This is a genomic window from Thioalkalivibrio sp. ALJ7, from assembly GCF_000376865.1.
In the GTDB taxonomy this organism is placed as follows: domain Bacteria; phylum Pseudomonadota; class Gammaproteobacteria; order Ectothiorhodospirales; family Ectothiorhodospiraceae; genus Thioalkalivibrio.
Genome location: NZ_AQXQ01000012.1, coordinates 309,122 through 328,209, shown reverse-complemented (window position 1 = coordinate 328,209; position 19,088 = coordinate 309,122). Strand labels below are relative to the sequence as shown.

Below are 19,088 nucleotides of genomic sequence, written 5' to 3'. Positions count from 1 at the left end.
GCGCCGGTAACATCCCGCCGCTCTAACCATCATGATCGGACCCCGTGTATCTGCGTCGGGTCCGACCGCTCGCAGGAGGAAGATCCGCATGCGCACGCCGCTGGTCGCCGGTAACTGGAAGATGAACGGTTCGCGAGACGCGAACCGCGCGCTCCTGTCCTCCCTGAAGGACCGTCTGGGTGCGATCCAGGGCGTGGACGTGGCGGTATGCCCGCCTGCGGTCTATCTGCCCGAGATTGCCGAGTCGCTTTCGGGTTCGGCGATTGCCGTGGGCGCGCAGGACTGCTCCGATGAGGCCTCCGGTGCCTTCACCGGTGAGCTTGCGGGCAGCATGCTGGCCGAGGTCGGCTGCCGCTACGTGATTGTTGGCCATTCCGAGCGCCGCGAGCGCCAGAACGAATCCAGCGCCTGGGTGGCCGCGAAGTTTGTCGCCGCCCAGGCCGCCGGCCTGACCCCGATCCTCTGTGTGGGTGAACAGAAGGTCGACCGCGAGTCCGGGCGTACCGAGTCGGTGGTGTCCGAGCAGCTGGACGCGGTGCTCGATGCGGCGGGTGTTGAAGCATTTGACCGCGCCGTGATCGCCTACGAGCCGGTCTGGGCGATTGGTACCGGTTTGACCGCCACGCCGGAGCAGGCCCAGGAAGTGCACGCCTTTATCCGTAATCGGGTCGCCGGGCGTGATCCGCGGGTGGCGGCCGAGCTGCGAATTCTGTACGGCGGCAGCATGAAGGCTGATAATGCGGCCGGGTTGCTGGCGTTGGACGATATCGACGGCGGTCTGATCGGTGGAGCCTCGTTGGACGCCGAGGCGTTTACCGCGATCGTCCGCGCCGCGGGCGAGCGGGTCGGGGCATGATTTACGGCCTGCTATTGGTCGTCCAGGTGGCGGTGTCGATCGGTTTGATCGCACTGATCCTGATGCAGCACGGCAAGGGTGCCGATGCTGGTGCAGCCTTTGGTAGCGGTGCCTCGGCCACAGTCTTCGGAGCCGCGGGTTCGGCCAACTTCCTGAGCCGTTCGACGGCGTTCCTGGCCGTGGTGTTCTTCCTCAACAGCCTGACCCTAGCCTATCTGGCCGCCTCCAGTCCGGAGGCCGCAAGCCTGATGGATCAGATGGAAGAGGCGATGGAGGAAGAAGGCGATGGCCCGCCGGATCTCCCGGCCGAGGTGGTCCCGGGGCAGGAACCGGCGGACCAGGGCGCGCCGTCGGGCCGTCCGGACGACGTGCCTGACTGAGTACCGACATCCGTACGAATCGGCAGATGTGGTGGAATTGGTAGACACGCTATCTTGAGGGGGTAGTGGCGAAAGCCGTGTGGGTTCGAGTCCCACCATCTGCACCAAATTTCCGTAGGCCCCGGTGTTAGGTATTCCTCTCGCATCGGGCTAAATAATAATAAAATCATTAAGTTACGAAATTACCAATACTTGACACCGTTTTTGGGCATCACCTAGACTCCGTGCCCGGTGTACGGTCCTGCCTCGCCTCGGCGAGATCGACCTGTACCCGCGCTTTCAACCAGCAACGCTGAACGGCTCGCCGGCGCGCTCGATCCACGCGACGCCTCGCGAACCTGCCCGCCCGAGGCGGCGTACGGGAGAGAGAAATGCTGGAAGGTTATCTACCCATCCTGCTGTTCATTGCAGTGGGCATCGTGATCGGCATCGTGCCGTTGGTTGTCGGTATGGCGGTGGGGCCGCGCAAGCCGGATGCCGCGAAGAATTCCCCGTACGAGTGCGGCTTCGAGGCCTTTGAGGATTCGCGCCTGAAGTTCGACGTGCGCTTCTATCTGGTCGCGATCCTGTTCATCATCTTCGATCTTGAGATTGCATTTCTCTTCCCGTGGGCGGTGTCGCTAGACACCATTGGCCTGTTCGGGCTTCTTGCGATGGCCCTGTTTCTTGTCATTCTGGTCGTCGGATTCATTTACGAGTGGAAGAAGGGGGCGCTGGAATGGGAATAGAAGGCGTTCTTGAGAAGGGCTTCGTCACCACCTCGGCGGACAAGCTCATCAACTGGGCCCGCACCGGCTCCCTGTGGCCGATGACCTTTGGTCTCGCCTGCTGCGCGGTCGAGATGATGCACGCGGGCGCGGCCCGCTATGACCTGGACCGTTTCGGGATCATCTTCCGACCCAGCCCGCGCCAGTCCGACGTGATGATTGTGGCCGGTACGCTGGTCAACAAGATGGCGCCGGCCCTGCGCAAGGTCTACGACCAGATGCCCGAGCCGCGCTGGGTGATCTCCATGGGGTCCTGCGCCAATGGTGGGGGCTACTACCACTACTCCTACGCCGTTGTACGAGGCTGTGACCGCATCGTGCCGGTCGATGTCTACGTGCCGGGCTGCCCGCCGACGGCGGAGGCGCTGCTCTACGGCATCATCCAGCTGCAGAACAAGATCCGGCGCACGAACACCATCGCGCGCTGACGCACCCGGGATTTCAGATGGCTGAACAAGACAACTGGATCGACGCCCTGCGGGCGGAACTGGGCGACGCCCTGGAGAGCCTGCACAAGGCGAACGACGAGATTACCGTCGATATCGTGCCTGGATCCTGGCGCGAGGCCGGCGAGAAGCTCCGGGATGCGCTCGGCTTCGAGATCCTGATCGACCTGTGCGGGGTGGACTACCTCGAGTACGGGCAGGATGAATGGGGCACAGACTCGGCGACGAATACCGGTTTCTCACGTGGTGTCGAGGCGGCGACGTCGGGCCGCTTCACGTTTGACGACGCACCGGGTGAGTCCAACTGGGACGGTCCGCGCTTCACTGTGGTGGCGCACCTGCTGTCGGTCGAGCACAACCGCCGAGTGCGCATGCGCGCATGGTTGGATGACGAGGAATTTCCCGAGGTCGAATCGCTGGTGGAGGTCTGGGCCTCGGCCAACTGGTTCGAGCGCGAGGCATTCGACCTGTTCGGGATCCTGTTCTCTGGCCACCCGGACCTGCGCCGTATCCTGACCGACTACGGGTTTGTCGGGCACCCGTTCCGCAAGGACTTCCCGCTGATCGGCCACGTCGAGATGCGCTACGACGCCGAGCAGGCCCGCGTGGTGTACCAGCCGGTGTCCATCGAGCCGCGTGTGCTGGTGCCCAAGGTGATCCGCGAGGACCATCGCTACAGCGATGGCGAGAAGCCGGGCGAAGGAGCCGAGAATGCCTGAGATTCGCAACTTCACCCTGAACTTCGGGCCGCAGCATCCGGCCGCCCACGGCGTGCTGCGCCTGGTGCTGGAGATGGACGGCGAGGTCGTGCAGCGCGCCGACCCGCATATCGGGCTGTTGCATCGCGGTACCGAGAAGCTCGCCGAGAGCAAGCCGTACAACCAGTCCATCGGCTACATGGACCGCCTCGACTACGTGTCGATGATGGCCAACGAGCACGGCTACGTGCTCGCCATGGAAAAGCTGCTGGGTATCGAGGCCCCGCTGCGGGCGCAGTATATCCGGGTGATGTTCGACGAGATCACACGGATCCTGAATCACCTGATGTGGTTGGGCGCTCACGCACTGGATATCGGCGCGATGGCGGTGTTCCTGTACGCCTTCCGCGAGCGCGAGGATCTGATGGACTGCTACGAGGCGGTCTCGGGTGCGCGCATGCATGCGACTTACTACCGCCCAGGTGGTGTGGCGCGCGATCTGCCGGGCACCATGCCCAAGTATCAGCCGTCCTCCTGGAAATCCCAGGAAGTGGTGGATGACCTGAATAAGATCCGCCAGGGCTCGCTGCTGGACTTCATCGAGGCCTTCACCGAGCGCTTCCCGGGGTGCGTGGACGAATATGAGACCCTGCTGACCGACAACCGGATCTGGAAGCAGCGGACCGTCGGCATTGGCGTGGTCGATCCCGATCGGGCCAAGCAGCTGGGCTTTACCGGCCCGATGCTGCGCGGCTCCGGCATCGAGTGGGACCTGCGCAAGAAGCAGCCCTACGAGGTCTACGACCGTCTCGACTTCGATATCCCGGTGGGCGTCAACGGCGACTGCTACGACCGCTACCTGGTGCGCATCGAGGAGATGCGCCAGTCCAACCGCATCATCCGTCAGTGCGTGGACTGGCTGCGCCAGAACCCGGGCCCGGTGCTGCTGGAGGATCACAAGATCACCCCGCCGAAGCGCGAGGAGATGAAGGCCGACATGGAGGCCCTGATCCACCACTTCAAGCTGTTCACCGAGGGCATGTGCCTGCCGGAAGGTGAGGCCTACGCCGCGGTGGAGCATCCGAAGGGCGAGTTCGGGGTGTATCTGGTCTCGGATGGTTCCAACAAGCCCTATCGCCTGAAGGTCCGTCCGCCGGGCTTTGTGCACCTGTCCGCGCTGGACGAGATGGCGCGTGGCCACATGCTGGCCGATGTGGTCGCCATTATCGGGACCCAGGACATCGTATTCGGGGAGATCGACCGCTGATGGCTGCCGAACAGAAAACCGTCGCCTTCCACAAGCCCGCCGGCAAGAAGGTGGAGCTCAGCGACCACGAGCGCGAAGAGATCGACGCCTGGCTGGCGCGCTATCCCGACGACCAGAAGCGCTCTGCGGTGCTTGGCGCCCTGCGCGCGGTGCAGCACGAGGACGGCTATCTCTCTACCGCGAAGATGGATGCCGTCGCCGAATACCTCGGCCTGCCGGCGATCGCGGTGTACGAGGTGGGCTCGTTCTATTCGATGTACGAGCTGGAGCCGGTCGGCAAGCACACCATCATGGTGTGCAACAACATCTCCTGCATGCTGCGCGGCTCGGAACAGATCATCGAGCACCTGGAGAACCGTCTCGGCATCAAGCTCGGCGAGAGCACGCCGGACGGCAAGTTCTACCTGAAGATGGAAGAGGAGTGCCTGGCGGCTTGCTGTGGCGCCCCGATGATGCAGGTGGATCACGTCTACTACGAGAATCTCACCCCCGAGAAGGTGGACGAGATTCTCGACGGTCTGGAGAAGTAGCATGGCCAACCAGATCTGCTTTGCGACCCGCTACCTGGACGATCCTGCCTCGCTCGAGACCTACAAGAGCGTCGGCGGCTACCAGGCGCTGGAGAAGGTCTACAAGGGCAAGATGGCCCCCGAGGACTTGATCGAGGAGGTCAAGACCTCGAATCTGCGCGGCCGCGGCGGGGCCGGTTTCCCGACTGGGCTCAAGTGGTCCTTCATGCCGCGCAACAGCCCCGGGCAGAAGTACATCGTGTGCAACTCGGACGAGTCCGAGCCGGGCACCTGCAAGGACCGCGAGATCCTGATGTACAACCCGCATGCGCTGATTGAGGGCATGGCGATCGCCGGCTACGCGATCGGTGCGACGGTGGGCTACAACTACATGCGCGGCGAGTTCATGGACGAGGTGAACACGCGTTTCACCACTGCGCTGCAGGAGGCCTACGACGCGGGCTACCTGGGCAAGGACATCTTCGGTTCCGGGGTGGATTTTGACCTGCACCCTTCGCTGGGGGCCGGTGCCTATATCTGTGGCGAAGAGACGGCTTTGCTGGAGTCGCTGGAGGGCAAGAAGGGCCAGCCGCGCTTCAAGCCGCCGTTCCCGGCGAACTATGGCCTGTACGGCAAACCGACCACCATCAACAACACCGAGTCCCTGGCCTCGATCCCGACGATCATCCGCAATGGTGGCCAGTGGTTCGCGGATCTGGGTGTACCCAAGTCCGGCGGCGAAAAGCTGTTCTCGGTATCCGGGCACGTGAACAAGCCCGGCAACTTCGAAATCCCGCTGGGTACGCCGTTCAAGGATCTGCTGGACATGGCCGGTGGCGTGTTGAACGGCCGCAAGCTCAAGGCGGTGATCCCGGGTGGCTCCTCGGTGCCGGTGGTGCCGGGCGACGTCATGCTGAAGGCCAACATGGACTTCGACTCCATCGCCCACGCCGGGTCCATGCTGGGCTCCGGCGCGGTGATCGTGATGGACGAGACCGCCGACATGGTGAAGGCCCTGCAGCGTATCTCGCGCTTCTATTTCTCCGAGTCCTGCGGCCAGTGCACGCCCTGCCGCGAGGGAACCGGCTGGCTCTACCGCATGCTGACCCGCATCGTGGAAGGCCAGGGCCGTCCCGAGGACCTGGAACGCCTGGACGACGTGGCGAGCAAGATCGAGGGGCACACCATCTGCGCCCTGGGCGACGCTGCGGCCATGCCGGTGCGCAGCTTCGTGAAGCACTTCCGCCACGAATTCGAATACTACATCCAGCACGGCCGGAGCCCGGTGGCTAACGCCGCCTGACGCTTCGCCGCGCCATCGCATCAGGAATCGAGCATGAGTCAGGATCAGAAACAGGATCTGGTCAGCATCGAGATTGACGGCCGTACGGTGGAGGCGCCCAAGGGGGCGATGCTCATCGATGTTGCCGATGATGCCGATATCCGCATCCCGCGCTTTTGCTACCACAAGAAGCTGTCGGTGGCGGCGAACTGCCGTATGTGCCTGGTCGAGGTCGAGAAGGCGCCCAAGCCGCTCCCCGCCTGCGCGACCCCGGTCATGGAAGGCATGAAGGTCTATACCCAGTCTCCGCTGGCGCTGCGCGCGCAGAAGGGGACCATGGAGTTCCTGCTGATCAACCACCCGCTGGACTGCCCGATCTGCGACCAGGGTGGCGAGTGCGAGCTGCAGGACGTGGCGATGGGGTACGGCGAGAGCGTGTCGGCCTACACCGAGGCCAAGCGCGTGGTGAAGGACAAGGATATCGGTCCGCTGATCGAGACCGAGATGACACGCTGCATCCACTGCACCCGCTGTGTGCGCTTTGGCGAGGAGATTGCCGGCGTGCGCGAGTTGGGTGCGACTGGACGTGGCGAGCATATGCGCATCGGGACCTACGTCGAGAAGACCGTGGCCCACGAGCTGTCCGGCAATGTCATCGACCTGTGCCCGGTGGGTGCGCTGACGGCGAAGCCCTCGCGCTATGGTGCCCGGGCCTGGGAATATGCCCAGGCGGCGACCATTGCCCCTCACGACGCGGTGGGTTCGAACCTGTTCCTGCACACCGACAATGGCCAAGCCATGCGCGTCGTCCCGCGCGAGAACGAGGCCGTCAACGAGACCTGGATCTCCGATCGCGATCGTTTCAGCTACACCGGGTTATATGCCGAAGATCGCCTGACCCGCCCGCGGATCAAGGTGGATGGTCAGTGGCAGGAGGTCTCCTGGGAGACGGCTCTCAGCTATGCCGTCGAAGGTCTGAAGGAGGTCGCTCCGGAACGTGTGGGCGCGCTGCTGTCGCCCTCGCTTTCGCTGGAAGAGCACTACCTCGCGCAAAAGGTGCTGCGTGGCATGGGGGTGACCGACATTGATCACCGCGTGAACCAGCGTGATTTCCGTGACGAGGCGGCCGCTCCGTTGTTCCCCTATCTGGGGGCTGCCATCGGCGACCTGGAGAACGCGGACGCCGTACTGCTCGTTGGCAGTAATCCGCGCCGCGAACAGCCGCTACTGGCGCACCGCCTGCGCAAGGCCGCCTCGCGCGGTGCGCAGGTCTGCCTGATCAACGACATGCTGCTGGACCTGACCTACCCGGTGCAGGCGCAGCTGGTCGGGAGCGAGCGCGACCAGACCCTGGCGCTTGCCGGAATCGCAGGGAAGATCGTCGCGGCCGGCAAGGCCCTGCCGAAAAAACTGGAGAAGGTCGTCAAGACGGCCGAGACCGATGACGCCGCTACTCAGGAAGCCTTTGAGCGCGCGGCGCGCGCCCTCCTGGACGGCAAGCAGCCGCACGTGTTGCTGGGTGCCGCCGCGATGAACGGGCCGGCGTTTGCCACCCTGCGGGCGCTGGCCGGCTGGATCGCCAAGCACACTGGCGCCAGCCTAGGCTATCTGCCGCAGGGCGCCAACGCCGCGGGTGCCTGGCTCGCCGGGACGCTGCCGCATCGTGGGCCGGGTGGCACCGACCTGGATACCAGCGGGGCGAATGCCGCCGAGATGATCGAGCAGGGGCGCGACGCCTTCGTGATTGCGGGGCTTGAGCCGGGGCGCGATGGTGCTGACCCTGTGGCCCTCCGCTCGGCGCTGGAACGTGCCGGTCTTGTGGTCGCCCTGAGCAGTTTCGCCAACTCGGAGCTGGAGGCGGTGGCGGACGTTCTACTGCCCATCACCACCAGCTTCGAGCATTCCGGGACCTTCGTTAATGCTGAAGGGCGGTGGCAGAGCTTCCGCGCCGCCGCCCGTGCGCCAGAGGATGCCCGTCCGGGCTGGAAGGTCTGGCGCGTGCTGGGCAATTTGCTGGAGCAGCGTGGATTCGACTACCTGGATTCGCCCGCTGTGCGGGACGAACTGAAGGGGCAGCTGGCCGATGCCAGCTTTGATACCAGTGTGAACCTGAACAAGGTGCACGTGGATCTGCCCGAGGCCGATTCAGGTGACGACGGGCTTTATCGTGTGCAGGCCACAGCGCTGTATACCGGTGACGCGCTCCTGCGCCGAGCCGAGCCGTTGCAGGTCAGCCCCGAAGGGCAGTTGGCCGAGAGTGTGTTGGTGCACCCCGAGTCCGCCGGCGGGTATGCCCACGGTAGCCGGGTGCGCCTGCGTCAGGGCAAGGCCGAGACGGAACTGACCCTGCTGCTGGATGACTCGGTGCCGCCGGGGTTGGCCGTGACCTTTGCGGGTTCCGCGGCCATGGGGGCCCTGGGGCTGCCGAACACGACGGTCGCGCTGGCGCGGGCCTGAGGGACTTAAGACATGTTCGACTGGATGATGAACCTGTACCAAGGCTTGCCGACGATCATGCAGATCCTGATCGGTATTCAGCTGATCGTGATTCCGCTGATGCTGGCCGTGGCCTATACCACCTTCGCGGAGCGCAAGGTCATCGGCTACGCCCACGTGCGTGTGGGGCCGAACCGCGTGGGACCGCGTGGCTGGCTGCAGCCGATCGCGGATGCGCTCAAGCTGTTGACCAAGGAGGTCATCCTCCCGACCAATGCCAACCGTTTCCTGTTCCTGAGTGCCCCGGTGTTGACGATCGCCCCGGCGCTGGCGGCCTGGGCGGTGGTGCCGTTTTTCGACGGTGGTGCGCTGGCGGATGTGAATGCTGGGCTGCTGTATCTGCTCGCCCTGACGTCCCTCGGGGTATACGGCATCATCATCGCCGGCTGGGCGTCGAACTCGAAGTACGCGCTGCTGGGCTCACTGCGCTCGGCCGCGCAGCTGGTGTCCTACGAGATCGCGATGGGCTTTGCCCTGGTGGGTGTGCTGATGGCGGCTGGCACCCTGAATGTCGGCGGCATTATTGAGGCGCAGTCGGGCAGCATCTATCACTGGTTCCTGCTGCCGCTGCTGCCGTTGTTCTTTGTCTATTTCATCTCCGGGATCGCGGAGACCAACCGCGCGCCGTTCGACGTGGCCGAGGGCGAGTCGGAGATCGTGGCCGGTTTCCATGTGGAATACTCGGGCATGGCGTTCGCGGTGTTCTTCCTCGCGGAATACGCCAACATGATCCTCATCTCGGCGCTGACCGCGATCCTGTTCCTCGGCGGCTGGCTGTCGCCGTTCCAGGGGATCCTGCCGGCCGGTGCCTTCGAGCTGCCGGTGATCGGTGCGCTGCTGGATCACGGCATCCACTGGTTCCTGTTCAAGACCGCCATCTTCCTGTTCGCCTTCCTGTGGTTCCGCGCCACCTTCCCCCGTTATCGCTATGACCAGATCATGCGCCTGGGCTGGAAGGTCCTGATCCCGGTGACCATCGTCTGGTTGTTCGTCGAGGGCGTGCTGGTCGCCTTCAACGTTGGCCCGTGGTTCGCGTGAGGAGTTCGAGATGAAAGCCGTGCGCCGTTTCTTCAAGAGTTTCCTGTTCTTCGAGTTGCTGCTGGGGCTGCGCCTGACCGGGCGCTACCTGCTGAGCCGCAAGTTCACGGTCCAGTATCCGGACGAGAAGACCCCGATGTCCCCGCGCTTCCGCGGGCTGCATGCACTGCGCCGTTACCCCAACGGCGAGGAGCGCTGCATTGCCTGCAAGCTGTGCGAGGCGGTCTGCCCGGCGCTGGCGATCACGATTGATTCCGAAGAACGCGCCGATGGCACGCGTCGAACCACGCGCTACGACATCGACTTGTTCAAGTGCATCTTTTGCGGCTTCTGTGAGGAGGCCTGTCCGGTGGACTCCATCGTCGAGACGCACATCTTCGAGTACCACTTCGAGAACCGGGGTGAGCAGATCATGACCAAGGACAAGCTCCTGGCCATTGGTGACCGCTTCGAGAAAGAGATCGCGCAGGCACGTGCGGTCGACGCCCCCTACCGGTAACGCAGGGAACGCCTCATGACCTTCGAGCTTGTCCTTTTCTACCTGTTCGGCGCGATCCTGCTGGGAGGTGCGCTGGCCATGATCAGCGTGCGCAACCCGGTGCACGCCGCATTGTTCCTGGTGTTGTGCTTCGTCGCAGCCGCGGCATTGTGGTTGCTGGCCGAGGCCGAATTCCTGGGCATCGTGTTGGTGCTGGTCTACGTCGGCGCGGTCATGGTCCTGTTCCTGTTCGTTGTGATGATGCTGGACATCAACCTGGCCACGTTGCGCGAGGGTTTCACCGAATATCTGCCGGTAGGCATCGTGGTCGCGCTGGCCATGGCGACGGTCCTGGTGCTGGTCATCACCCGCTACATCACCATGGATGTCCCCGAGCGCGCCGGACCCGAGTACGCGAATACCGAGGCGCTGGGTGCGATCCTCTACACCGAATACGTCTATCCGTTCGAGATTGCCGCGGTGATTCTGCTGGTCGCGATCATCGCCGCGATCTCGCTGACCATGCGCAAGCGTCCGGACAACAAGTCGATTGACCCGGGCAAGCAGATGGCGGTGTCCCGCGAAGGCCGGGTCCGCATGGTCTCCATGCCATCGGAAAAGAAAAAGGCCCCGCGTCGGGGTGAGGGGTCCGGTACGCGGTCTCCGGACGGCGACGACGAATCCAAGTAAACGAACCGAGTAACTAGGCATCCCGGCGGCTCGTCGGGACCCGGACACCGGGGGCGGACAACGCCCCCGAATGAACTCAGGGCTAGAACATGATTACGCTAGAGCACTACCTGGTGCTGGCCGCGCTGCTGTTTTCCATCAGCGTGGCCGGGATCTTCCTGAATCGGAAAAACGTGATCGTGCTGTTGATGTGCATCGAACTGATGATGCTCGCGGTCAACATCAACTTCATTGCCTTCTCGTTCTTCCTGCAGGACCTCGCGGGCCAGGTATTCGTGTTCTTCATCCTGACCGTCGCCGCGGCCGAGGCGGCCATCGGCCTCGCCATCCTGGTGTTGCTGTTCCGTAATCGCGGAACCATCAACGTCCAGGACATGGATGCAATGAAGGGATAACGGGCCATGGATACGATTTATCTACTCATCGTTCTGGCGCCACTGTTCGGCGCGATCGCCGCCGGCCTGTTCGGCCGCCAGATCGGCCGTACCGGGGCGCATACGGTCACCATCCTTGGGGTGGCGGTGTCCTTCATCCTGTCCGTGGTGGTGTTCTGGGCCCACGTCTTCGGTGATGCCGGGGTCTACAACGAGACCCTCTACACGTGGATGGTCTCCGACGGCATCCATTTCGAAGTCGGGTTCCTGGTCGACAACCTGACCGCGATGATGATGCTGGTGGTCACCTTCGTCTCGCTGATGGTGCACATCTACACCATCGGCTACATGAAGGACGATCCGGGCTACCAGCGCTTCTTCGCCTACATCTCGCTGTTCACCTTCTCGATGCTGATGCTGGTGATGGCGAACAACTTCATGCAGCTGTTCTTCGGCTGGGAGGCCGTGGGTCTGGTCTCCTATCTGCTGATCGGCTTCTGGTACAAGCGCCCGACCGCGACCTACGCCAACATGAAGGCATTCATCGTGAACCGGGTGGGGGACTTCGGGTTCCTGATCGGGATCGCCGCGCTGGTGTTCTACGCCGGCAGCCTGAACTACACCGAGGTCTTCGCCGAAGCGGAGTCCATGCGTGATGCGACCATCACCATCTGGCCGGGCTGGACCTTCGGCCTGCTGGACTTGGCGTTGATCTTCCTGTTCATCGGTGCGATGGGTAAATCCGCCCAGGTGCCGCTGCACGTCTGGCTGCCGGACTCCATGGAGGGCCCGACCCCGATCTCCGCGCTGATCCACGCGGCGACCATGGTGACCGCGGGTATCTTCATGGTGGCGCGCATGTCGCCGCTGTACGAGTTCTCCGTGGCGGCGCTGTCGTTCATCCTGATCATCGGGGCGATCACGGCCTTCTTCATGGGCCTGATCGGCCTGGTGCAGAACGACATCAAGCGAGTGGTCGCGTATTCGACGCTGTCGCAGCTCGGCTACATGACCGTCGCACTGGGCGCCTCGGCCTATGCCGCCGGCCTGTTCCATCTGATGACCCACGCCTTCTTCAAGGCGCTGCTGTTCCTCGCGGCGGGTTCGGTGATCATCGCCATGCATCACCTGCAGGACATGCGCGCGATGGGCGGGCTGCGCCGCCATATGCCGATCACCTATGTGACCGCACTGATCGGCTCGCTGGCGCTCATCGGGTTCCCATTCTTCTCCGGGTTCTTCTCCAAGGACGCGATCATCGAGGCGGTGGGCTACTCCCAGATCCCGGGGGCGACGTTTGCCTACTGGCTGGTGCTGGCCGGGGTGTTCGTCACCGCGCTGTACACCTTCCGCATGTTCTTCATGGTGTTTCACGGCGAAGAGCGCTATGACCAGGCGTACAAGTACATGCCGGATCATGGGGATGATCATGACCACGATGACGACCATCATGATCATGGTCCGCTGCAGCCGAAGGAATCCCCCTGGGTGGTCACCGTGCCGCTGATTCTGCTGGCGATCCCGTCGGTGGTGGCCGGCTACTTTATCGGCCCGATGCTGTTTGGTGACTTCTTCGCCAACAGCCTGTTCGTGTTGCCGGAGCAGGATGTGCTGGCGACCAAGGGCGAGACCTACACCGGGGTCATCGGCTTCGTGCTGCACGGCCTGATGCTGCCAGCGTTCTGGCTGGCCATGGCCGGTCTTGCGACGGCCTGGTACCTGTACATGAAGCGCCCGGAATTGCCGGCGGTGATCGCGGAGCGTCTGAAGCTGGGCGTGCGCATCCTCGAGGACAAGTACGGCTTCGACCGCTTCAACGACTGGTTCTTCGCCGGTGGCACCGTGCGTCTCGGCCGTGCGCTGTGGCGCTATGGCGATGCGCTGATCATCGACGGGCTGTTGGTCAACGGGACCGCGCGTTCGATCGGCTGGATCTCGACGCGCATCCGCCACATGCAGTCCGGTTTCCTCTACCACTACGCGTTCGTGATGATCATCGGCCTGCTGGTCCTGATGTTCGCCTTCGTGATCTGAGCGGCTTCGACACCCATGCGCTCGAAGCCCACCGCTGTTTCAAGGAACGACCATGTTTGCTGACTGGCCTATCTTGAGTCTGTTGATCTGGCTGCCCATTCTCGGCGGCTTCCTGGTGCTCGCGGCCGGGCGCGACGCGCCCCACGTGGCACGGCGCCTCGGACTCGCGGTGGCTGTGGCGACCTTCGTGGCCAGCCTGCCGCTGTGGTTCACCTTCGAACGCGGCACGGCGGACATGCAATTCCAGGAGCTGGCGTCCTGGATCCCGGCGTTCAACGTGAACTACCACCTGGGCGTGGACGGCATCTCCATGCCGCTGATCCTGTTGACGACGCTGATTACGGTCGTCGTCATCGTGGCCGCCTGGGAGTCGGTGAAGGACCGTATCGCCTACTACATGGCCGCGATGCTGGTGATGGAAGGCCTGATGATCGGCATGTTCGCGGCGATGGACGCGGTGCTGTTCTACGTGTTCTTCGAGGCGATGCTGATCCCGATGTTCCTGGTGATCGGGATCTGGGGTGGGCCGCGGCGCGTCTACGCGACGCTGAAGTTCTTCCTCTATACCTTCCTCGGCTCGGTGTTCATGCTGGTGGCGCTGATCTGGATGTACATCCAGTCCGGCAGCTTCCTGATCCAGGACTTCCACGCCCTGCAGATCGGGCTCACCGCCCAGATACTGATTTTCCTCGCGTTCTTCATGGCGTTTGCGGTGAAGATCCCGATGTTTCCGGTGCATACCTGGCTGCCGGACGCCCACGTGGAGGCACCCACCGGTGGCTCGGTGATCCTGGCGGCGATCATGCTGAAGATTGGGGGCTACGGCTTCCTGCGCTTTTCGCTGCCGATCACCCCGGATGCCAGTGCGGTGCTGGATACGATGATGATCGTCCTGTCGCTGATCGCGATCGTGTACATCGGGGTGGTCGCGCTGATCCAGAGCGACATGAAGAAGCTGATCGCCTACTCGTCCATCGCCCACATGGGCTTTGTGACCCTGGGCTTCTTCCTCGCCTTCTACATCTACTCCAACACCGGTGACTGGGAAGGCGCGTCGCTGGGTATCGCTGGCGGCATGGTGCAGATGATCTCGCACGGCTTTATCTCCGCGGCGATGTTCCTCGCGGTGGGCGTGCTCTATGACCGCCTGCACAGTCGCCAGATCGCGGACTACGGTGGTGTGGTCAACACCATGCCATGGTTTGCTGCGTTCTTTGTCCTGTTCGCGATGGCGAATACCGGTCTGCCGGGCACCTCGGGGTTCGTCGGTGAGTTCATGGTCATCCTGGCTGCGTTCAAGGCGGACTTCTGGATTGCCTTCCTGGCCGCGACCACGCTGATCCTGGCGGCGGGCTACACCCTGTGGCTGGTCAAGCGGGTGATCTTCGGGGCGGTGGCCAACGAGAACGTGGCCGGTCTCTCCGACATGAACCGCCGCGAGTTCTTCCTGATGGGCGTGCTGGCCTTCTTCACGCTGCTGCTGGGCGTGTGGCCGGCCCCGCTTCTGGATGTGATGAACGCGACCATCGATCACCTCGTGGCGCATATCGCGCAGTCGAAGCTCTGAAGGGACGCCTGACATGAATTTCGAGATCCCCAATTTCCTCCCCGCCGTGCCCGAGATGTTCGTGCTCGGGATGGCGTGCCTGATCCTGGTGATCGACGCGTTCCTGCCGGATTCGCGGCGCGATGTCACCTATGGCCTGGTGCAGGCGACCCTGGTCGGCGCCGCCGGCCTGACCCTGTGGTTGATGGGCCCGGAGACCATCCTCACCTTCAGCGATACCTTCGTGAAGGACCCGATGGCGGACATCCTGAAGCTGGCGGTCTACGTGACCAGCTTCCTGGTGTTCCTGTATTCCCGGCCGTACCTGATGGAGCGCGGCATCCACAAGGGCGAGTTCTACATCCTGGGTCTGTTTGCCGTGCTCGGGATGATGATCATGATCTCCGGGCACAACCTGCTGACCCTGTACCTGGGTCTCGAGCTGTTGTCGCTGTCGTCCTATGCCCTGGTCGCGTTCTGGCGCGACAACAGCCGGGCGACCGAGGCCGCGATGAAGTACTTCGTGCTGGGTGCGCTGGCATCGGGCCTGCTGCTGTACGGCATGTCCATGATCTATGGCATGACCGGCTCGCTGGACATCGCCGTGATTGCCGCCGAGCTCGTGGCCGCAGACGAGAGCCTGAATATCCCGCTGGTCTTTGGGCTGGTGTTCCTGGTGGTCGCTGTCGCCTTCAAGCTAGGTGCGGTGCCCTTCCATATGTGGGTCCCGGATGTATACGACGGGGCTCCCACGGCGGTCACGCTGTTCATTGCCACCGCCCCGAAGATTGCCGCGTTCGCCTTCCTGATGAGGTTGCTCGTGGAGGGCATGGGCCCGATGCACGCGGACTGGCAGGGTATGCTGATCATCCTGGCCGTTCTGTCGCTGGCGGTCGGCAACGTGATCGCGATCGCCCAGACCAGCATCAAGCGCATGCTGGCCTACTCGACCATTGCCCATATCGGTTTCCTGTTCATGGGCATCCTGGCGGGCACCGACAGTGGCTACGCCTCGGCGATGTTCTACGTGATCGTCTACGCGATTACCGCGGCCGGTGGCTTCGGCATGATCGTGTTCTTGTCGCGCAAGGGCTTTGAGGCCGACCAGATCGACGACTTCAAGGGCCTTGCCAAGCGCAACCCCTGGTTCGCCTTCATCATGCTCCTGCTGTTGTTCTCGATGGCCGGCGTGCCGCCGACCGTTGGGTTCTACGCCAAGCTGGCGGTGATCCAGGCGGCCGTGGGTGCGGATTTGGTGTGGCTGGCGATTGTTGCGGTGATCTTCTCGATCATCGGCGCTTTCTACTACCTGCGCGTGGTCAAGATGATGTTCTTCGATGACCCGCAGGAAGGGGCCGAGGAGCCGGTGCAGCCGAGCGGCGCCCTGGCCACGGCGCTCAGCATCAATGGGCTTGCGGTACTGCTGTTGGGAATTTTCCCGGGGCTGCTGCTGTCTCTCACCCACTACGCAATTATCGGGTAACTCGTGACACAGTGGATTCCATTTGAAGTATTGGTATGGGGCTTTGTGGTTGTCGCTTTCATCAGCGCAAATCTGCCCTGGCTCAGCGAACGCATCGGCCTGATGGTCCTGCCGGAAGAGACCAAGGGTCCGTGGACCCGCATCGGCGAATGGCTGGTGCTGTACTTCCTGATCGGGCTGATCGGCAAGGGTCTGGAGTATCAGGCCACGGGTGGTATTCACACCCAGGGTTGGGAGTTCTACGTGATCACCCTGTCGCTATTCGCGATGTTTGCCCTGCCGGGTTACATCTGGCGCTATGACCTGCGCCCGCATCTGCGCTCCGGCCAGCGCCGGACCCGGTAAAATATCGACAATAATCCTTGCGGGGGCGGTGCCCGCTTTGCTATAGTTCTGCGTCTCGGATGCGGGGTGGAGCAGTCTGGCAGCTCGTCGGGCTCATAACCCGAAGGTCGCAGGTTCAAATCCTGCCCCCGCTACCAATTGTCAGAGAGGCCCCATACGGGGCCTTTTTGTTAAGGACCGACAGGGTCTTTGGCCGCAACTTCTCGCGGCCGGCTCGCAGTCCTTAAGGCCGCGCTCCCGCGCGCCTCGCAGTGGAAGGTTCACTGCTGTCATCGTGAGAGGTGTACGAGGGGCGTTCGGCGCCCTTTTTTTGTTTCCGGGTCCCGGCCAATCGGGACGGAGTCGATCGAGACGCCCTTGTCGCAAAAGGCTGAACAACTGAAAACGCTGTTAACCCCCGTGGTTGAGGGGGAGGGCATGCAACTGTGGGGACTGGAGTATCACGCCGGTTCCAAGCCGCCCGTTGTGCGTATCTATATCGATGGCCCGAATGGCGTCACGGTGGACGATTGCGCGCGGGTCAGTGATCAGGTCGGCGCCGTCATCGAGGTCGAGCAGACCCTGAAAGGCAATTACACCCTGGAAGTATCCAGCCCGGGGGTGGAACGCCCCCTGTTTACCCCCAAGCAATTCCGGCAGTACATCGGGCATGCGGTGAAGGTGCGCCTGACCTGGCCGGAGCACGACCGGCGCAATTTCCGGGGTGTGCTGCTGACGGTGGACGAATCCATGATCGAGGTGGAAGTGGACGGCATGGCCTACGAGCTGCCGCTGGCCGCGATCCACAACGCGCGTGTCCTGGAACAACTGTAGACCCGGTTGTCGTCGAGGGCGCGGCTACGCTTTTGTTGAATCGGCAGGCGACTGTCGAGTGCGGAGAGGCAAGACATGAACAAGGAGATCCTGCTGGTCGCGGATGCCGTGGCGAACGAGAAGGGCGTTGAGAAGGACATTATCTTCGACGCCCTGGAATCGGCCCTGGCAATGGCGACCCGCAAGTACCACGGCGGCAAGATGGACGTCCGCGTAAGCATCGATCGCGAGGAGGGCGACTACGAAGCCTTCCGTCGCTGGACCGTGGTGGACGACGAGGACCCGGAGTTCGAGTCCCCGGAGTACCAGATCCTGCTGTCCTATGCCCAGCAGAAGAATCCGGATGCCCAGATCGGCGACGTGATCGAAGAATCGGTCGAGGCCGTGGACTTCGGTCGCATCGCGGCGCAGACCGCGAAGCAGGTCATCGTGCAGAAGGTGCGCGAGGCCGAGCGCGCGAAGGTGGTCGCGGAATACCAGGATCGCGTGGGTACGCTGGTGATGGGAATCGTCAAGCGCACCGACCGTAATGGGACCTACGTGGATCTCGGGAGCAACGCCGAGGCCTTGATTCCGCGGGAACACATGATCCCGCGCGAGACCGTGCGCACTAATGACCGCCTGCGCGGTTTCCTGAAGGAGATCCGCCCCGAGGCCCGTGGCCCGCAACTGATCCTCAGCCGGACCGCTCCGGAGTTCCTGATGGAGCTGTTCAAGCTCGAGGTGCCGGAGGTCGGACAGAACATCATCGATATCATGGGTGCGGCCCGTGACCCGGGCATGCGCGCCAAGATCGCGGTGCGGTCCAACGATCCGCGACTGGACCCGGTGGGCGCCTGTGTCGGCATGCGCGGTTCCCGCGTGCAGTCAGTCTCCAACGAGTTGGCTGGTGAGCGTATCGACATCATCGTCTGGGACGAGAACCCGGCCCAGTTTGTGATCAACGCGATGTCGCCTGCGGAAGTCCTGTCGATCGTGGTCGATGAGGACAAGCAGTCGATGGACATCGCGGTCGAGGAAGACAAGCTTTCCCTGGCCATCGGTCGTGGTGGTCAGAACATCCGTCTGGCCTCCCAGCTGACTGGGTGGGAGCTGAACGTGATGACCGAGGAACAGGCGGCCGAGAAGAGCGAGGCCGAGGCCCAGCAGTTGGTCACGTTCTTCATGGGGGCCCTGGACGTCGACGAGGAAGTCGCGAGCATCCTGGTGCAGGAAGGCTTTACCACCCTGGATGAGGTGGCCTACGTAGAAGAGGCCGAGCTGCTGGCGATTGAAGAATTCGACGAGGATATGGTCGCGGAGCTGCGTAACCGCGCGAGCGACGCACTCCTGACCAAGGCGATCGCGGCCGAGGATGGTCGCGAGGGTTTCGAGCCCGCCGAGGATCTTCTGGGCATGGATGGCATGACCGAGGCGCTGGCGAACACGCTGGCGTCGCATGGTGTTTGCACCATGGAAGATTTGGCGGAGCAGGCATCCGACGATGTGGTCGAGATGACCGGGCTGGATACGGAGCAGGCGTCGGCGCTGATCATGACGGCACGCGCCCCGTGGTTCGAGACCGGGGACTGATCCCCGGACGTTCG

General features: G+C 63.2%; 19 protein-coding genes and 2 tRNA genes. All 21 read left to right on the top strand.

The annotated features are described in order from the left end of the window. Positions 1-88 precede the first annotated feature (88 nt). On the top strand, positions 89-856 hold the full coding sequence (tpiA, locus tag D002_RS0110205) for a triose-phosphate isomerase (RefSeq protein ID WP_018141824.1): 768 nt from the start codon (positions 89-91) through the stop codon (positions 854-856). Next, positions 853-1,236 carry a preprotein translocase subunit SecG gene (gene secG / locus D002_RS0110200; protein ID WP_018141823.1) on the top strand — a complete coding sequence of 128 codons (384 nt, stop codon included), beginning with the start codon at positions 853-855 and terminating at the stop codon, positions 1,234-1,236. The genes tpiA and secG overlap by 4 nt, the downstream gene beginning before the upstream one ends. A 22-nt stretch (positions 1,237-1,258) precedes the next feature. After that, a tRNA-Leu gene (locus tag D002_RS0110195) sits at positions 1,259-1,343 on the top strand. A 264-nt stretch (positions 1,344-1,607) separates the two neighbouring features. Next, the gene (locus tag D002_RS0110190) at positions 1,608-1,964 is read left to right on the top strand and encodes an NADH-quinone oxidoreductase subunit A (protein ID WP_018141822.1); all 357 of its coding nucleotides are present in this window, start codon (positions 1,608-1,610) and stop codon (positions 1,962-1,964) included. Then, positions 1,955-2,431 (top strand): NADH-quinone oxidoreductase subunit B family protein, encoded by a 477-nt coding sequence (locus D002_RS0110185; RefSeq protein WP_012982122.1) that lies wholly within the window; start codon positions 1,955-1,957, stop codon positions 2,429-2,431. Before D002_RS0110190 ends, D002_RS0110185 begins: the two co-directional genes overlap by 10 nt. Positions 2,432-2,448: 17 nt before the next feature. Then, a complete protein-coding gene (locus tag D002_RS0110180) occupies positions 2,449-3,168 on the top strand; it encodes an NADH-quinone oxidoreductase subunit C (protein ID WP_018141821.1) in 720 nt (239 codons plus the stop codon). After that, complete coding sequence (locus tag D002_RS0110175; RefSeq protein WP_018141820.1) at positions 3,161-4,414, top strand: NADH-quinone oxidoreductase subunit D; 1,254 nt, start codon at positions 3,161-3,163, stop codon at positions 4,412-4,414. The genes D002_RS0110180 and D002_RS0110175 overlap by 8 nt, the downstream gene beginning before the upstream one ends. Further along, positions 4,414-4,944 (top strand): NAD(P)H-dependent oxidoreductase subunit E, encoded by a 531-nt coding sequence (nuoE, locus tag D002_RS0110170; protein WP_018141819.1) that lies wholly within the window; start codon positions 4,414-4,416, stop codon positions 4,942-4,944. The genes D002_RS0110175 and nuoE overlap by 1 nt, the downstream gene beginning before the upstream one ends. A gap of 1 nt (position 4,945) precedes the next feature. Further along, a complete protein-coding gene (gene nuoF, locus D002_RS0110165; RefSeq protein WP_018141818.1) occupies positions 4,946-6,226 on the top strand; it encodes an NADH-quinone oxidoreductase subunit NuoF in 1,281 nt (426 codons plus the stop codon). 33 nt (positions 6,227-6,259) lie between these two features. After that, positions 6,260-8,662: an NADH-quinone oxidoreductase subunit NuoG gene (gene nuoG / locus D002_RS0110160; RefSeq protein WP_018141817.1), complete on the top strand. Its 2,403-nt coding sequence runs from the start codon at positions 6,260-6,262 to the stop codon at positions 8,660-8,662. Positions 8,663-8,674: 12 nt separating this feature from the next. Then, complete coding sequence (nuoH, locus tag D002_RS0110155; RefSeq protein ID WP_018141816.1) at positions 8,675-9,739, top strand: NADH-quinone oxidoreductase subunit NuoH; 1,065 nt, start codon at positions 8,675-8,677, stop codon at positions 9,737-9,739. Positions 9,740-9,749: 10 nt separating this feature from the next. Further along, a complete protein-coding gene (nuoI, locus tag D002_RS0110150; protein WP_018141815.1) occupies positions 9,750-10,238 on the top strand; it encodes an NADH-quinone oxidoreductase subunit NuoI in 489 nt (162 codons plus the stop codon). 15 nt (positions 10,239-10,253) lie between these two features. After that, complete coding sequence (locus D002_RS0110145) at positions 10,254-10,907, top strand: NADH-quinone oxidoreductase subunit J (protein ID WP_018141814.1); 654 nt, start codon at positions 10,254-10,256, stop codon at positions 10,905-10,907. Positions 10,908-10,996: 89 nt separating this feature from the next. After that, positions 10,997-11,302, top strand: coding sequence for an NADH-quinone oxidoreductase subunit NuoK (gene nuoK, locus D002_RS0110140; protein WP_018141813.1), 306 nt, complete (start codon positions 10,997-10,999; stop codon positions 11,300-11,302). A gap of 6 nt (positions 11,303-11,308) precedes the next feature. After that, positions 11,309-13,315: an NADH-quinone oxidoreductase subunit L gene (nuoL, locus tag D002_RS0110135; RefSeq protein WP_018141812.1), complete on the top strand. Its 2,007-nt coding sequence runs from the start codon at positions 11,309-11,311 to the stop codon at positions 13,313-13,315. Positions 13,316-13,367: 52 nt separating this feature from the next. Then, entirely contained in the window at positions 13,368-14,882 is a 1,515-nt protein-coding gene (locus tag D002_RS0110130) for an NADH-quinone oxidoreductase subunit M (RefSeq protein ID WP_018141811.1), read from the top strand. 13 nt (positions 14,883-14,895) lie between these two features. Next, a complete protein-coding gene (gene nuoN, locus D002_RS0110125) occupies positions 14,896-16,344 on the top strand; it encodes an NADH-quinone oxidoreductase subunit NuoN (RefSeq protein ID WP_018141810.1) in 1,449 nt (482 codons plus the stop codon). 3 nt (positions 16,345-16,347) lie between these two features. Continuing rightward, entirely contained in the window at positions 16,348-16,689 is a 342-nt protein-coding gene (locus tag D002_RS0110120) for a DUF2818 family protein (RefSeq protein WP_018875182.1), read from the top strand. Between the two features lie 60 nt (positions 16,690-16,749). After that, positions 16,750-16,826: transfer RNA gene (locus D002_RS0110115), tRNA-Met, on the top strand. Between the two features lie 220 nt (positions 16,827-17,046). Next, complete coding sequence (gene rimP, locus D002_RS0110110; protein WP_026181658.1) at positions 17,047-17,502, top strand: ribosome maturation factor RimP; 456 nt, start codon at positions 17,047-17,049, stop codon at positions 17,500-17,502. A gap of 75 nt (positions 17,503-17,577) precedes the next feature. Next, positions 17,578-19,074: a transcription termination factor NusA gene (gene nusA / locus D002_RS0110105; RefSeq protein WP_018141807.1), complete on the top strand. Its 1,497-nt coding sequence runs from the start codon at positions 17,578-17,580 to the stop codon at positions 19,072-19,074. Positions 19,075-19,088 lie beyond the last annotated feature (14 nt).